The organism is Martelella sp. NC20 (assembly GCF_013459645.1).
In the GTDB taxonomy this organism is placed as follows: Bacteria; Pseudomonadota; Alphaproteobacteria; order Rhizobiales; family Rhizobiaceae; genus Martelella.
On sequence record NZ_CP054861.1, the window covers coordinates 559,815 to 575,068 of the forward strand.

Annotated in this window: 11 protein-coding genes and 7 pseudogenes; 7 read left to right on the forward strand and 11 right to left on the reverse strand. The window is 56.4% G+C overall.

Translation table 11 applies throughout. From position 1 onward, the window contains the following. Nucleotides 1-222: 222 nt before the first annotated feature. Together HQ843_RS02720 and HQ843_RS02725 are read right to left on the reverse strand one after the other, a co-directional pair. Nucleotides 223-747: pseudogene (locus HQ843_RS02720) on the reverse strand (IS3 family transposase); the annotation flags it as partial. Then, a pseudogene (locus tag HQ843_RS02725) lies at nucleotides 740-1,253 on the reverse strand (transposase); the annotation flags it as partial. The pseudogenes HQ843_RS02725 and HQ843_RS02720, both read right to left, overlap by 8 nt. A 65-nt stretch (nucleotides 1,254-1,318) precedes the next feature. On the opposite strand from HQ843_RS02725, the pseudogene HQ843_RS29925 reads away from it, so the two are divergent. Beyond that, a pseudogene (locus tag HQ843_RS29925) lies at nucleotides 1,319-1,456 on the forward strand (ATP-binding protein); the annotation flags it as partial. A 68-nt stretch (nucleotides 1,457-1,524) separates the two neighbouring features. Then, nucleotides 1,525-1,704 (forward strand): annotated as a pseudogene (locus tag HQ843_RS02730) (type I restriction endonuclease subunit R, EcoR124 family); the annotation flags it as partial. 106 nt (nucleotides 1,705-1,810) lie between these two features. Here HQ843_RS02730 and HQ843_RS02735 read toward each other — a convergent pair. From HQ843_RS02735 to HQ843_RS02740, 3 genes and pseudogenes are all read right to left on the reverse strand, one after another. Next, nucleotides 1,811-4,546, reverse strand: a complete 2,736-nt coding sequence (locus tag HQ843_RS02735) for a S8 family serine peptidase (protein WP_180899935.1) — start codon at nucleotides 4,544-4,546, stop codon at nucleotides 1,811-1,813. Between the two features lie 116 nt (nucleotides 4,547-4,662). After that, complete coding sequence (locus HQ843_RS29180; protein WP_210280282.1) at nucleotides 4,663-4,854, reverse strand: hypothetical protein; 192 nt, start codon at nucleotides 4,852-4,854, stop codon at nucleotides 4,663-4,665. Nucleotides 4,855-5,530: 676 nt separating this feature from the next. Beyond that, nucleotides 5,531-6,352: pseudogene (locus HQ843_RS02740) on the reverse strand (IS110 family transposase); the annotation flags it as partial. Between the two features lie 75 nt (nucleotides 6,353-6,427). On the opposite strand from HQ843_RS02740, the pseudogene HQ843_RS29280 reads away from it, so the two are divergent. From HQ843_RS29280 to HQ843_RS30175, 3 genes and pseudogenes are all read left to right on the forward strand, one after another. Then, a pseudogene (locus HQ843_RS29280) lies at nucleotides 6,428-7,072 on the forward strand (IS66 family transposase); the annotation flags it as partial. Between the two features lie 176 nt (nucleotides 7,073-7,248). Beyond that, nucleotides 7,249-7,549: pseudogene (locus HQ843_RS30170) on the forward strand (DDE-type integrase/transposase/recombinase); the annotation flags it as partial. 56 nt (nucleotides 7,550-7,605) lie between these two features. Then, nucleotides 7,606-7,857: a hypothetical protein gene (locus tag HQ843_RS30175; protein ID WP_180899933.1), complete on the forward strand. Its 252-nt coding sequence runs from the start codon at nucleotides 7,606-7,608 to the stop codon at nucleotides 7,855-7,857. Nucleotides 7,858-8,273: 416 nt separating this feature from the next. Here the strand turns inward: HQ843_RS30175 and HQ843_RS02765 are convergent, their stop codons facing one another. The 4 genes from HQ843_RS02765 to tesB form a co-directional block, all read right to left on the reverse strand. Beyond that, nucleotides 8,274-8,579: a hypothetical protein gene (locus tag HQ843_RS02765; protein WP_180903392.1), complete on the reverse strand. Its 306-nt coding sequence runs from the start codon at nucleotides 8,577-8,579 to the stop codon at nucleotides 8,274-8,276. 524 nt (nucleotides 8,580-9,103) lie between these two features. Beyond that, nucleotides 9,104-10,429 carry an ammonium transporter gene (gene amt / locus HQ843_RS02770; protein ID WP_180899931.1) on the reverse strand — a complete coding sequence of 442 codons (1,326 nt, stop codon included), beginning with the start codon at nucleotides 10,427-10,429 and terminating at the stop codon, nucleotides 9,104-9,106. 22 nt (nucleotides 10,430-10,451) lie between these two features. Next, nucleotides 10,452-10,802, reverse strand: a complete 351-nt coding sequence (locus tag HQ843_RS02775) for a P-II family nitrogen regulator (protein ID WP_018064835.1) — start codon at nucleotides 10,800-10,802, stop codon at nucleotides 10,452-10,454. A 330-nt stretch (nucleotides 10,803-11,132) separates the two neighbouring features. Beyond that, on the reverse strand, nucleotides 11,133-12,041 hold the full coding sequence (gene tesB, locus HQ843_RS02780) for an acyl-CoA thioesterase II (protein WP_180899930.1): 909 nt from the start codon (nucleotides 12,039-12,041) through the stop codon (nucleotides 11,133-11,135). Between the two features lie 99 nt (nucleotides 12,042-12,140). Here tesB and HQ843_RS02785 point away from each other — a divergent pair, with 99 nt between their 5' ends. Further along, nucleotides 12,141-13,355, forward strand: coding sequence for a ubiquinone biosynthesis hydroxylase (locus HQ843_RS02785; RefSeq protein WP_180899929.1), 1,215 nt, complete (start codon nucleotides 12,141-12,143; stop codon nucleotides 13,353-13,355). 113 nt (nucleotides 13,356-13,468) lie between these two features. Here the strand turns inward: HQ843_RS02785 and HQ843_RS02790 are convergent, their stop codons facing one another. Both HQ843_RS02790 and HQ843_RS29930 read right to left on the reverse strand, forming a co-directional pair. After that, nucleotides 13,469-14,035, reverse strand: a complete 567-nt coding sequence (locus tag HQ843_RS02790) for an RNA polymerase sigma factor (protein WP_180899928.1) — start codon at nucleotides 14,033-14,035, stop codon at nucleotides 13,469-13,471. Between the two features lie 5 nt (nucleotides 14,036-14,040). Further along, nucleotides 14,041-14,235 (reverse strand): NepR family anti-sigma factor, encoded by a 195-nt coding sequence (locus tag HQ843_RS29930; protein ID WP_371822084.1) that lies wholly within the window; start codon nucleotides 14,233-14,235, stop codon nucleotides 14,041-14,043. Nucleotides 14,236-14,400: 165 nt separating this feature from the next. Between HQ843_RS29930 and HQ843_RS02800 the strand changes: the two genes are divergently transcribed. Then, complete coding sequence (locus HQ843_RS02800) at nucleotides 14,401-15,195, forward strand: response regulator (RefSeq protein WP_180899926.1); 795 nt, start codon at nucleotides 14,401-14,403, stop codon at nucleotides 15,193-15,195. The last annotated feature ends 59 nt before the right edge of the window (nucleotides 15,196-15,254 follow it).

The window sequence follows — 15,254 nt, forward strand, 5'->3', positions numbered from 1 at the left end:
GCGGTCTGCCTCTCCTAACGCGCCGCTTGGCCTAGGCGTGATTAAAAGCGTGCGCCACTTGCGATATAGGAACTTCGAAGCCGCTCTTTTGATGGTTGACAACCAGACGCCGCAATCGGACTTTGGTAGCCAGCTCTGTTACCGTTGCGATGAGCGTCCTGTGAGCGATCGGAAAGCGGCCTGCGCTGATTGATCATCCCCCGATTGCGCGGACACTTTGGGTTAGCCCGTCATGCTTTGTTCGGCCTGTTCGGGGGTGAGATACCCGAGGGCCGAGTGCATGCGGTGCCGATTGTAGTATCCTTCGATGTATCCGAACAGCGCCTGGCGCGCCTCGGCGTGCGTCGTCCAGCGGCATTGATAGACCAGTTCGACCTTCAAAGTGTGGAAGAAGCTTTCCATCGGGGCATTATCGTAGCAGTTGCCGGTCCGGCTCATCGACGGCGTTGCGCCGATTGAGGCCAGATGCTCGACATAGGCCCCGGCCGCGTATTGCGATCCCCTGTCCGAATGGTGGATCAAGCCGGATGCTGGTCTTTGCCGCTGCGCGGCCATCATCAATGCTGCCAGCGGCAACTCGGTACGCATATGGTCGCGCATCGCCCAACCGACGATCTTCCGCGTCGCCAGATCAAGCACCGCCGCCAGATAGAGCCAGCCCTCTCCAGTGGCGATATAGGTGATATCCGCCAGCCAGATGCGGTTCGGCGCTGGGGCGACAAAGCGCTGCGCGAGCAAGTTCGGGGATCTCCCCGCGCTTGATCGCGTCCTTTTCGTCCTGGGTATTGCGCTGTCTCAGTGCCTGAATGATCGTCGCATCGACAATCTGGCCGCCCCTGGCCAGATAACCGGATTTCGAGAGATGCCTGTCGAAACGGGCAAACAGGTTGTCGATGGCGCCGGCCCGCACCAAGCTTTCGCGAAACAACCAGATCGTCTTGGCGTCCGGGACTTTCTCAGAAAGCGACAGGCCGAGAAACCGCATGAAGGAAAGTCGGGCCTGAATGACGAACTCGGCCTAGTCATCGGACAAATGGTAAAGCGCCTGCAGCACCAGGATCTTGAACATCATGATCGCCGGATAAGGCGGACGACCGCCTTTCGATCCGTCCGAACGCTTCAAGGCTTTGGTCAGCGGCTTCTCGAAAACCAGCCACGGAATTAATGCTGTTGAGTTTTTCCAGAGGATCGCCGACTGCGCTCAGTCGCGCGTAACGCTCATCAACATCAAAGAAACCAGGCTGTTCACGCATCGTCATTCTCCGAAAAATCACCGGCACGAAGCGAATCATGAAACGAAGGAAAACGGTAGGTATTTAGAGGCGTCCAGCATTGCCACATCCTTGAAACCGGAAACGATAGCTTCCGCTTCAAGAATAGCTCTGCCCACGACACCAAAACGACGAAGGAGAAAAAGAGAAACTTGACCACGACAGCAGACCCGAAACATACCTAAGAGGCGGGTCACTTCTCGGTGGAAATGCCGGGTCAGTTCTCAGTGGCAATCAACATTCAACTGCTGCGAGGCGCTATATAGCGGCATCTCTGAAGCGTGAATTCGCGAGCGAGAACGGCGATGAACTCAATTCTGTTCTGCCGATAATGAGTCCGCTTAACCCAAAACACAGGGCGAAGAAGCAGAGCGTCTTTCAAAAAGCTTCGGCCTTCGTTGAGAAATTTAAGGGTGTAGGCGGGAAGATTTAAAGACATTGATTCCGGTCAGTCGACGCGCAGCGACCAAACTATTGGTCTCAAACCCGCAGAAGCTCAAGTCGAATGTAGGAATCACTGAGGTAGCTCACAACCAAAGCTATTGACTTGGATGAAAATAGGCCCGAGACCGTGGGATGTTACGCAATATAGCTGGATTCTGCGGCCCTTTGAACCAAATAGAGGTCAAGTTCCAGCTCCGATAGCTCCCAGCATTTTTCAGTTGCCTCATCATCATTGGATTGCAGTTGTCCCGTGTTGGCTTCAGGCTATCATCTTGGTAGAGGCACTCTACGACAAAAGAGGCGGGCGCCGGCGTTTGAGTGCCAGTACACACATAGTACCAAGGATGATCTATTATATGAACCTCTAGGTTTTCAACTGTATCGTATACGGCACCAGAACGACCATTCCGATCAAATTCACCAACCATGGAAAGTACATTAAACAAATTGGCGTTGCTTTGGCGATAGGCAATCCCTGCGGTTTCCGTACCCGAGACAATACCCTCTGATAAGGAGTTCGAAATCGTTGCGCCGCATTCAAGGAGGCCAGCCATGCCCCCGCTCTTATCACCTGAAATCTGGACATTGGTATAGCTTTTCTCAATCAAGGCTCCTGACTTCATAGAACCAACAAACCCACCAGAATTACCGCCAGTTATTAAAACCCGGGCGGAGGAATTTGTGATCTTAGCGTTGTTTTTCATTACTCCAGCCAGGCCTCCGGTACTCCCAGAGGAATTGTGAATTCCACCCTCGTAGTAGGAATGTCTTATCGTTCCCCCATCCTGAAATCCAACCAGGCCACCAACGGTGCCATTCCCTTGGATTACGCCCTCTACTTCGACGAAATTCAACAACCCATTTGATTTAACAGCGATAGCACCCGCATCCGATCCTGATTTGATATCGGCACCTCTAACGAAAAGGTGGGACACGGAGGAATTTCGGCCAAGCGCCTTGAAGAGTCCCCAAGACCATTTAACATCTATTTTTAAGCCAAATATTGTGTGCCCGAGACCGTAAAACGTGCCGTTGAAATTGGGATTATTCCAATACTGTCCAATCATCTCGTTGCCAAGATGGGTTCGTTCGTTCCAATCAATACTCTCCATGAGAGCAAAATGTTTTTCGGCGTCTTGCTCTCTTATGCTCAGCAGTTGCCGCTTGGTGCAAATACGATAGGCTGTCGCTACGCTGTTCCCGTCAACTCCGAGGTCTCCAGAATTTGCATATGGCCAATTGTTTCGACGCAGGTAGCCTTGGTCGTCACGTCCATCGCAATATTGGGTCGCACCGAAAAGTGACTTTTGAAGAAGCAGCGAGTGATAAACATTCAATCGAGCCCCGGCCCAATATTTCCCATTTGACGACCCAACTTTCCCGTATAATTCTCGAACGGGTTCAGCCCCCAAAAGTACACGCCTCCATATCTGATCACTGTTTTCGGAGGGGCGAATTCCCTTTAACAAAGCAACTGTTCCGGTCACCATCGGCGCGGCAAAAGAGGTGCCGTCCACAAAGGATACTCTGCCATAAGCATTAATTGAGCGTACACCTTCGCCGGGCGCGGCAATTTGAACCGTTGGAAGGTTGAGGAGCTGAGAGGTCTGGTAGTTCGAAAAAGACGAGAGCTCGTCTTTAAAATTAGTAGACGCAACACACAGAACCTCTAACCACTTACAGGGGTAGATATTTTCCTTCACAACATCAACGCTCGAGTTCCCGGCAGCGGCAACAACAATTCCACCAGTGTTTATGAAGCTGTAGACCGCATCATCCAATCCACGAGAGTACCCAGAGGTCGACAACGATAGATTCATCACCTGAACACCCTGCTCTTTAGCATAGTGAATCCCTTCAATCAGAGATGCTATATCAAATGAGTTTCCTATGCCTGTAGCTACGACGCCGGTCAAAATTCGTGCGTTATCGGCGACACCGACGTAGCCGTTGGAAGAGCCAAGTGAATTCGCGGCAATGATTGCAGAAACGGAAGTGCCGTGGCCTCCACTGGTCCCACTCCTGTCCCGCAGTTCACCTGTATTGGCGAAGAAATCGAAGCCATTGACGTCATCAACGTAGCCGTTCCGATCATCATCGATACCGTTGCTGGGAATTTCCTTTGGATTGGTCCACAGCCGATCCCTAAATGCTTTTAGGCTGGGTCTGAGTCCGCTGTCCAACACAGCCACGACGACTTGCTCTGTATGAAACCGACGCGCCAGAGCTTTGGCATCAACAATATCTGAATCGACATCAAAGACAGCGCCCAGATGTGGCCTTCCATCTCCGATGTTCGAGAATGCCCATTGCTGGACTGAGTATTCTTCCTGGTACTGAAAATCATCAAAGCTGGCCAAGAAGTTCGGCTCATAATGCTCAAAACTCTGCTCGAAATCTGAGGTGGCTAAGGCATCTGCAATCTCACCAGCCGTCAAGGGCACTTGGGCATCGACGAAAACTATGACATAGCTTGGCGGAAGCTCGGTAAAAGTCAGCGTGATCTCAGTCTCTGCATAAACAAGCTTGGCAACACCGAAACTATCATATGAAAAGCCCGGCGCAATTTTCGCAATCAGCTGATTGGCAAAGGCAATTTTTCCTTCAACGGATGGATCGAAAAAATGGGATGGCTGAAGTTGGTGTAAGAGGGCACCATTTGTTGCAAGAAAGAAATCTGCAGCTCCCAGCCCCGCCCGCTCGGCCCTCGATACCACATCTACTTCTTCACCAAAGAGTCTAACCTGGGCAACTCCGGGTCGAGAAACCAAGCTCAAAGACAGCGCTATGACAAAAAATACAACTCGATACAGAGTGTGAATGCTTTTCAACGCCCCAACCTCCTGCCCATTTTGTCTTCGATAAAGTCGCCTAAGTAAGAGGCGGTGAAAATTTACACACGATGTGCCGCAGCACCGCCTATCACCAACCCCAGGTGGCGCCCATATTACATTCTGTAAAAAACAACAACAATCCGAGTCCCTGAAGCTTCACTAACTACAATTTTTGCCTCGTCAGCTTGTTTCTTTGTAAAATACTCAAACAGTGCAGCTACGTCATTCATCACGGCATTTAAGCCACCATCAAATCTAGTGGAATTAATTTGACATTTGAGTTCCGTTTCAGCGACCTCGTTCATCAAATGTCAAATTCTAAAACTCCACTAGAAACCATACGCTTGCTAATGGTTCCTGTGATTCCAACATTTGCTGATGAGGTTGCGGCGATGGGAACCAAATGTTGGATTCGGACCGCTAGCAGACACCCACATCAAGAAATCCCCTCATCGGTGAACATATTGAATAATATAACAGCCTAATTGAAAAAAAGAAATTTTAATTGGCTCTATTTGTTTGAATAGATGCAGATTGTGCCTCGGTGATCACTGGCCTCAACTATGCTGCAGTTGATATTCCGGGCAGCGCATTGGGGTAGACCTGATCCATTATTTTCCGGTCAAGCAATGAATGCGGACATCGGCTGTTGTAAAAGGTTAGATATCTTCTGATACCGGCCCGGGGATCGTGTCTCGAATGTGGTGGAAATTCCCTGGCGGCGAGCTACGGGCACGTGAAGTTGGCTCCATTCAGGCCGCGCGGTCAAGAGCCATAGGCTCGATAGGCTGAGAAAGGGTTTCCCGGCCGTCAACCTTACGCATCTGGACACACATATTTTCGGTCCGCCCGCCTGGATCCGAAAAGCTGATCAGGCCTTTGCGGAATGGAGGGAAAGGGTGGTGGAAATGGTCATGCGGTTTTCATGAGCGCCCCCTCGATGATGACGCCGGCGGTCGCGTATTTCCAGAGCGCCACCAGCAGCTTGAGCAACATCGCCGCCGGCATTGAGGCGTCCACCGCCGTCGCGGCGAGCAGCGCATCGTGCGCGGCTTCCACCACCTTGATCTGGCCGAGCGGCAACTCGAGACGGTCGAACTCGCGTCCGATCTGGGCTCTCATATGGGCGGGAAGCGCGCGGCCATCGCCGGTCCGCAGTTCTCCCAGGCGATCGCGCCGGTCGCGGCGTGAAGGGTCGTAGTCGCGGATGCCTTGGCTGAAAAGCAGGCCCTTGATGCGGTTGACGTGCTCAACCCGTTCGGCGACCAGCACCTTGCGCTCGCGGTTGATCCGGCGGCGATCCTCATTCTCGGGCGTCGGCCCCCGGACCATCGAGCAGACCCGCGGCTCCCCCCGCTTGAAGGCCATCAGGGCGCGGATCAGCGCCTCGCCATCGAGCCGGTCTGTCTTGGCGCGCCGGTGGCGGCGCGACACCGCGATCGATGCCGCATCCACGATGTGACTTTCGATCCAGTTCTCGCGGTTCAGCACCCGGTCGATCCAGTTCTCGCGGTTCAGCACCCGGTCGATCCAGAAGCCGGACAACCCCGCCTCCTGGATCACCACCAACGGATAAAGCCTGCCCGTGCGCGCCTCGACCTTGCTGCGCAGCCCGGTGAGGCAGGCGAGCAGCCCGGCGCTGCCACCGCCAGCGACCGTGTGACGCGACATCTTTTCGCTACCCGGTACAATCGAGGTGATGAGCCAGGTCGATCTGGACAGCTCCAGCGAGACGAAGATTGCGCCAAGATCCACGCGGACAGCAGCGTGTAGCTCGAGTCGATCGGTGGTCGAAGAATTCATGAAGGGCCTCCAAAGAGCGAGTTGCGATGGCCCACTCTGCTAGAGTGCGGGCCACGATCCACTCCCCGTGGGATCTGCCGCCATCGCGACCACACCGGGATCAACACGCCCGTCGTGACCGCGCCGATGCCGGCGCAGCCCTTGCCGGGCAGTATCGCCACGGCCTCGACGCTGGCCTTCGCCCTTGTTCACAAATATGTCGACGGCACGCCGCTCTACCGCCTGGCGCAGACATTCGAGCGCGCCGGCGTTCCCGTCAGCCATGGCGCTCTGGGGCACTGGGTGATCGGCTCGAGCGAAAAGCATCTGTCCCGCATCTATGACGCGCTGAAGCTGCAGCTCAGATCTCAGCCCCTCATCCATGGCGACGAGACGACGGTCCAGGTGCTGAAGGAAAAGGACAGAGAAGCCACCAGCGCATCGTATATGTGGGCCTATCGCAGCGGCGAGGACAGTGACGAGCCAGAGCGCATCTATGTCGACAAGGGCTATCGCGGTCATGATTACAAAGGCCCGGCCACCGTCTTCATTGCCGGAAACCGGCGCGGCCTCACCCCCACCATCCGGCGCGAGCTCAGGCGGCGATCCGCCATCGAGGCCACCATCGGTCACATGAAAACCGACGGTCGCCTCGACAGAAACTTCTTGTCTGGACATGATGGCTATGCCATCAGCGCCATGCTTGTGGCCGCCGCCCACAATCTGCGCCTCATTCTATCGCCTTTTGGGTGCCTTTATTCTCGCTGCCATCCGCAGCGCAGAAGCCAAAATCGCATAAACAAATACTTCGCCACCATCCTCAGACCCTGAAAATTCAAAAGCTTCCGAGTTGTTCAGGGCGAACTGCGTATGGTCGAGGATATGCTGGCTGCCCGTTCGCCTCGTGTGATTATCCCGACAAGCTTCGCTCCTATCGCGCGGTGAAGCGCGATATCATGCCCGGCGTCGAACATCGCTCTTATAAGGGCTTGAACAATCGGGCCGAGAATTCTCAGCAGGCTGTCCGACGGCGTGAAAAGATTATGAGGCGCTTCAAGCCAGCGAGGCACCTTCAACGGTACGTTTCCATCCACGATCCGATTGACAGCCAACCTCTTTCACATTTCCCGCCACGACATTCCATCCACCCATCATCGCGAATTGAGAACAACAGCCATGCAAGCATGGTATCAAATCGCTGGCATTCAAGACGCTTGAACCAGGGCCTCAATCCACTACTGTCCAGTTTAACTTTCTTTGTTGAAGAGAGACAGTTGCGGCGTTTTGATTGGTGGTGGCTGCCTTTGCTTTCTCAGCGCATCGATTGGTCTTCTATGCATGAGATTGATGCGGATGAGGCGGGTGAATGCGAGCGGCTGACTGATGACGTTCTGGCAGGCTTGTGCGGCACGCAGAACGAGATAGGCGATGAGCGCCACGCATATCTGGATGCGCACGGCATTTTCGGAAGCTCCCATGCTTTTGTATCTGATGGAAAACGCTATTTTGATGATGCATGGCATTGACCTTCTGCTCGTGTCCAGAACGCCGCGAAACGTCTGAAAACAAGTAGAATCAATGTCATGCGCCTTGTCTACAAATTTAAGCCGGACAGCAGTGCCTGGATGGGAGCGTAACTCTACGAACGAGGCGAATTGGGGCGGCTCGTCGACAATCTGGATGAAAGTGCTTCTTCAATTTCGGAGCAGAAAGGCGCCGCACGCGATCGGCATCGTCAATGATTGCTTGCCCCGAAAGCGGGAATGGGACGAATTTGGCGAATCCGATGCTTTCATCCGGTGAATTTGATGATACCTGCAAAAAGTGCAGTCATGCTCGAAAGCAATAAAAACAAGAACATAACGAGCGGAAATGTGCTTTTATGGTGCCTTTAACACGGTCGCCCGAACATCTGCGGTCAGATGATTCGAGCTGAAGGTCTCTACGGGCCGGACTCCATCGCATTCAATGCACCGTTGAACGTGAACCCCAACAGTTGTGATGACAATACAAGTCCAATGAGCAGCAGCGCGATCCAGAACGGAACGCGGTTGTAGAACGGCGTGGGTCTGAAGCAATACGAGCAGGTCTTCCTTCCAAACCGCAAGGGGTGATGGCAGGAACAGTTGAAGAGTCTGAGATTTTTCACGTTCAGTCCAAATCTTGCGGTGTTTCCAATACCGGCAGGAACCGGTCCTGCCTCTTCTCCAGACTTTTTTTGGTATTTCAGGTAACCGGCGCGCGCCATAAAAACAATCACTCATCCACGATATAACCGAGATATTATCATCGGTTGCAACAGATACGCCAGCGCTCAACGACTCCTGCGTCGGAAAAATTCCCGCTCGAGCCGAGCGTCAGGTCGAGAAACATCCGCTCGGCTTGGGAAATTCCTGTGCGGAATTTCGGCCCCTATTGTGATGACGCTATCATATATTTCGGCTTCATGACTGTCACAACTGCAAGCCAGCACAAGCTCCGCCAGCTGAACTCGCTTAATTTTTTGATGCCATTTTTACGATTCAGGCTGCGCCGGAGCGCATCCGGCAACAGTGGATACCGGCGTTGCGTACGGGCAGGCGCGGAAGGAATGCGCCTTTCACTGAAGCAGGTTCACTCTATCCGTCAGCTTTGGCGCATCTCTGTGGACATCCGGCGATTCAGCCCGCCGCGAGATACTCCGGAATACAGAACCCCGCCGGGCGGACCGGCGGGGTTCTGCGATGTGTCTTGAAATCATCCGGATCCGCCGTACGGCGCACCCGGATGGAATTACATGAATTCCGGATAGGCTTCGACGCCGACCTCGGACTTGTCGAGGCCGATTTCTTCTTCCTCCGGCGAAACACGGATGCCCATGATTGCCTTGAGGATGAACCAGACCACCAGCGACACAATGAAGGTGAAGGCGCCAATGGCGACGATGCCGATGATCTGGGTGACGAAGCTGGTGCCGTCATTGGTCAGCGCCACGATGAACGTGCCCCAGATACCGCAGATCAGGTGGACGGGGATCGCGCCGACCACGTCGTCGATCTTCAGCTTGTCAAGCAGCGGGACAAACACGATGATCAGCACGCCGCCGATACCGCCGATGAACAAGGCCGCCGGAACGGAAGGCGTCAGCGGTTCAGCGGTGATCGACACCAGACCGGCCAGCGCACCGTTCAGAACCATGGTGACGTCGACCTTCTTGTAGATGATCTGCAGCAGCACGAGCACGACAAGCGCACCTGCGACGGCGGCCATGTTGGTGTTGACGAAGATCTTGGACACGTCACCGGCATCGGCGATCGATCCCAGAGCAAGCTGCGAACCGCCGTTGAAGCCGAACCAGCCGAGCCAGAGGATGAAGGTACCGAGAACGGCGAGCGGAATGTTGGAACCGGGCATCGGATGAACCGAACCGTCGGCGCCGTATTTGCCATTGCGGGCGCCAAGGACGAGCGCGCCGGCGAGAGCCGCCCAGCCGCCGACCGAGTGAACCAGCGTCGAACCGGCGAAATCGGAGAAGCCCATTTCGGAAAGCCAGCCGCCGCCCCACTGCCAGGAACCGGTGATCGGATAGAGAATACCGGTCAGGATCACGGTGAAGAGCAGGAACGGCCAGAGCTTGATGCGCTCGGCAACCGTACCGGACACGATCGAGGCGGTGGTCGCGCAGAACACCATCTGGAAGAACCAGTCGGATGCGACCGAATAGCCGGCGGAGCCGTCATCCATGCCAGGGCCCGGGAAGACATAGGGGCCGAACGAGCCCATGAAGCCGCCGTCAACGCCGGTATACATCAGATTGTAGCCGGTGAACCAGAACATCAGGCCGCCGATCGCATAGATGGCAACGTTCTTCAGGCCCTGCATCGATGCGTTTTTCTTGCGCACCAGGCCCATTTCCAGCATGGCGAAGCCCGCGGCCATCCACATGACCAGGAAGCCCATGATGAGGAACAGCAACGTGTTGAACACCTCGGTCGCCGCAGCCGACATGCCGGCAACTTCTTCGACTTCGACCGTTGCCTCCTGCGCCAGAGCGGGGAAGGCGAGAGAGACTGCTGCAATCGCAGTGACGCCCGCAAAAAGTTTGAGTTTGGAAGACATAGACTGATTACCCCCTGCTGATTTACAGCGCTTCGGAATCGGTTTCGCCGGTGCGGATGCGCACGGCCTGCTCGATGGAATAGACAAAGATCTTGCCGTCGCCGATCTGTCCGGTCTTGGCGGAGGAGGCGATCGCCTCGACAGCCTTTTCGACCACGTCGGCGGCGACCGCGACTTCGATCTTCAGCTTGGGAAGGAAGCTGACGGCATATTCGGTGCCGCGATAGATCTCGGTGTGCCCCTTCTGCCGGCCGTAACCTTTCACTTCGGTCACGGTCAGGCCCTGAATGCCGACGGCGGTGAGGGCCTCACGCACCTCATCCAGCTTGAACGGCTTTATGATGGCCATCACAATTTTCATCTGGTTTCCCATCCTTTGTTACCCTCAGCTTCGAAAAGCCGGTTCTCCTTACCGCTTTCAAATCAAAATTCGTCGGCGGCTTATCGCAGACATACAAAGTCCGTGCCAGTTTCGAACTGGCATCACAACTCATTGATATAACTGTGACATTTCTGGGGGAACGCAGACTGGATGGCGCCCGCCGCAAAGTTGTGGCGATTCCGTGCGCTAATTTCGGCAATTGCCTTTTTTATGTGCAAATGCCGGTATGGAAATCAGCCGCGCCGTTGCGGACCGTCGATCGGAAGGCCCACCATGCGCGCAATATAGGCATATCCATCCCCACCGCCGGGACCCGCAGGGTTACGTCTTGATGTAGAACGGTCGCGCGTGATCGCGAATGCGGATCAGGCCTTCCTGCGCGACGGAGGCAACCAGCGTGCCGTCACGCGTGAAGATGCGGCCATAGGCAAAACCCCGGCCGCCGTTCGCCGAAGGGCTTTCCTGCGCATAAAGCAGCCAGTCGTCGATATCGAACGGCCGGTGGAACCAGACCGCGTGGTCGAGGCTTGCCCCCTGCACCCGATCGGAAAAAACAGAGCTTTGATGCGGATAAAGCGTCGCGTCGAGCAGGGTCATATCCGACATATAGGCCAGAAAGGCGGTCTGGTAATCGCGCCCGTGGGGCGACTGGCCGTTGGCCCGGATCCAGATATTCTGCTGGCCGCCCGGCTTCTTGCGCCAGAGAAAATTTTCCAGATCCACGGGGCGGATCTCGATCGGCCGCTCGCGCATCCAGTAATTGCGGACCGGGGCGGGCGCGTTTTCGGCATCATTCATGATATCGCTCGATGCCAGTTCTTCGGGCGGCGGAACATCCGGCATGCTATCCTGGTGCTGGAAGCCGTCCTCCTCCACCTGAAACGAGGCGGTCATGATGAAAATCGGCTGGCCGTGCTGGATCGCGCGCACGCTGCGGGTCGAAAAACTCCGTCCGTCGCGCAGCCGCTCCACCTGGAAGATGATCGGCACCTCGGTATCGCCGGGACGCATGAAATAGCCATGAAGCGAATGGACCAGATGGCCCTCCGGCGCTGTTCTCTGGGTTGCAACCAGTGACTGGGCGACCACCTGCCCGCCAAACACGCGCTGCCATGTGGTCGCGGGGCTTTGACCGCGATAGAGGTTCTCCTCCAGCCGCTCCAGATCGAGGAGAGCGGCGAGCGCCCTCCCGCCTTGAACGCCGCCTTGTTTGTTGCCGGGCTGTGACATTTGAACGCGGTCCCTATATATCCCATGAGTAACGCAATGGCCTATAACAGCTTTGCTGAGACGGAGCGAGATGTGGCGAGACGCAGGAAGGATCGGGATATGAAGGATATCGTCATCGTTGGCGGCGGCTATGTCGGGCTCTCGGTCGCGGTCGCGATCAAGAAAGCGGCGCCCCACCTTGAGATCGAGCTGATGGAGGCGGCCCCGGACCATGTGTGGGAAAAGGACGAGCGGGCCTCGGCGATTATCGCCGCTGCGATCAACATGCTGAAAACGCTGGAATTGTGGGACGACATCAAGGAGCACGCCCAGCCGATCAACGATATGATCGTCACCGATTCGCAGACCGGCGAACCGGTCAAGCCGGTGTTCCTCACCTTCGGCGAACGCGGCGAGAGCGACGCGCCCTTTGCCTACATGATCCCGAATGTCGCCATGGTGCGGGCGCTGCGCAAGGCGGCAGCCACACTCGGCATCAAGATCCGCCACGATGCCGCCGTGACCGACTTTTCCGCGGAGGGCGGCCACGCGAAAATCACGCTTGCCGGCGGCGAGGAGATTACGACCCGGCTGGTGGTTGCCTGCGATGGCGCGCGCTCGCGGCTACGCGACATGGCCGGGATCAGGACGGTCAAGTTCGATTACGGCCAGTCCGGCATCGTCACCACCGTCGCCCATGAACGCCCGCATAACGGGCGGGCGGAAGAGCATTTCCTGCCCGCCGGACCGTTCGCCATCCTGCCGCTCACCGGCAACCGGTCCTCGCTGGTGTGGACCGAGCGCACGGATGATGCCAAGCGCCTCGTCGAAAGCGACGACATGGTATTCGAGGCCGAACTGGAGCGCCGCTTCGGCCATCATCTCGGCAAGCTCACGCTTGCAGGCGGAAGGCGCGCCTTTCCGCTCGGCCTGACGCTGTCGCGCTCCTTCATCGCGCCGCGGCTGGCGCTTGCGGGCGATGCCGCCCACGGCATCCACCCGATTTCGGGTCAGGGCCTCAATCTCGGCTTCAAGGATGTCGCCGCCCTTGCCGAAACCATCGTCGATGCCGATCGCAACGGCCTGGATATCGGCGCGCTGGACACGCTTGAGCGCTATCAGCGCTGGCGGCGGTTCGACACGGTGCGCATGGGCATGACCACCGATATCCTGAACCGGCTGTTTTCCAACGATATCGGCCCGCTGCGCATGGCCCGCGATTTCGGCCTCGGCGTCGTCGATCGCATGCCCGGGCTGAAGCGTTATTTCATCGAGGAAGCGGCCGGCCGCACCGCCCGGGAGCTGCCGAAACTGCTGGCCGGCGAGCCGCTCTGAGCGGCAGAACGGGCATGGCTGCGGCTTATATATAAGCCCGAGAGAAATAACCGAAAGGGCCGGTCAAAGACCGGCCCCATGGCAATAGAAAACACTACTTTTTTCTGTCTTGATCAGCCCGGGCGCGATACGAAGGAGCGGCTGACCACGCTTGCCGAATTGGCGTCGGGGCCGAACTCGGTGTCGCCGGTAATATCCAGCAATTCCTGCAGCTTTCCGCGGGCGCGGGCGATCCGGCTTTTGATCGTGCCGATCGCGCAATGGCAGATTTCGGCCGCCTCCTCGTAGGAAAAACCCGATGCGCCGACCAGAATGATGGCCTCGCGCTGGTCGCTCGGCAATTTGTTCAGCGCCTCGCGGAAATCCTTCAGATCCATCGCGCCATACTGCGCGGGATGGGTGGAAAGCCGCTCGGTGAAGACGTTGTCGGTATCCTGGATTTCACGCCCGCTCTTGCGCATCTGGCTGTAGAACTCATTGCGCAGGATCGTGAACAGCCAGGCCTTGATATTGGTGCCCGCGGCAAAGCTGTCCTGCTTGGCCCAGGCCTTCATGATCGTGTCCTGGACCAGATCGTCGGCGAGATCCTGATGGCCGCAAAGCGACACCGCAAAGGCGCGCAGGCTTGGCACGGTCTTCAGCATATCCCGCTTGAAACTCGATTTGTCGTCTGTGGTCACGGCGATTACCCCTTCGCTTTGGCCGTGGATGCGGCCTCGGCCGCGTCCAGACGCTCGAGCAGATCGAGAAACCGATCCGGAATTTCCTCCTGTTCGACAGCATTGTAGAGAGCTTTGAGGCGTCTGCTGATCGCCTCCTCGGGGCTCTTGGCCGTACCGGGCATGTTCGAGCCTTGCTGAAGGCCGCTATTGTTTTTCACCAGTTTTTGCCTCATTGCACTTCAATCCATTCATGCCGAAAACGCGTCCGCAAATAAAATGTTCCCTGAATCGGGAACTTTTTTTCGTCTGCCGCATTCTTGCTTGTTGAGGATGCTCTACAAGAGTGACCCGCAACGACCTATCGAGGCAGGAGACTACCAGACATGTCGCTTTCAACCCGTATCGCCGCCCATCTACCCTATCTGAGGCGTTACGCACGTGCCGTTACCGGCTCCCAGACATCGGGCGACGCCTACGTTGCCGCCGTGCTCGAAACGCTGATTGAAGATGTTTCGCTTTTCCCTGACGACGGCGATGATAAAGTCTCGCTTTATAAACTCTTCTCTCAGCTCTTCAGTTCCACGACAATCGAAATCGGGGAAATCGAATCGCCCTTCTCCTGGGAAAAACGCGCCGCGGCCAACCTGATGGCGTTGCCGGCCAAGCCCCGTCAGGCCTTTCTGCTGATTTCGCTCGAAAACTTCAGCCATAAGGAAACGGCCGAAATTCTGGATGTCGAGAGCGACCGGATTTCCGACCTCGTCGACGACGCCTCCTCGGAAATCGCCCGGCAGGTTGCCACCGATATCATGATCATCGAGGACGAACCGCTGATCGCCATGGATATCGAGCAGATGGTGGAAAGTCTGGGCCACCGCGTCACCGGCATCGCGCGCACCCACAAGGAAGCGGTGGAGCTTTTCAAATCCTCGCGCCCGCGCATGGTGCTCGCCGATATCCAGCTTGCAGACGGCAGTTCGGGGATCGACGCGGTCAACGATATCCTCGCCGCCGAATCGCTGCCGGTGATCTTCATTACCGCATTCCCGGAACGACTTTTGACCGGCGAACGGCCGGAACCGACCTTCCTGGTCACCAAGCCGTTCAACCCCGACATGGTCAAGGCGCTGATCAGCCAGGCGCTGTTCTTCCAGGAGCATCACGAACAGGCTGCATAAGGCGTCAACCGATCGATAACCATGAGGGGCGGCTCCGGTCGTCCTTTTTCGTCGGGTTT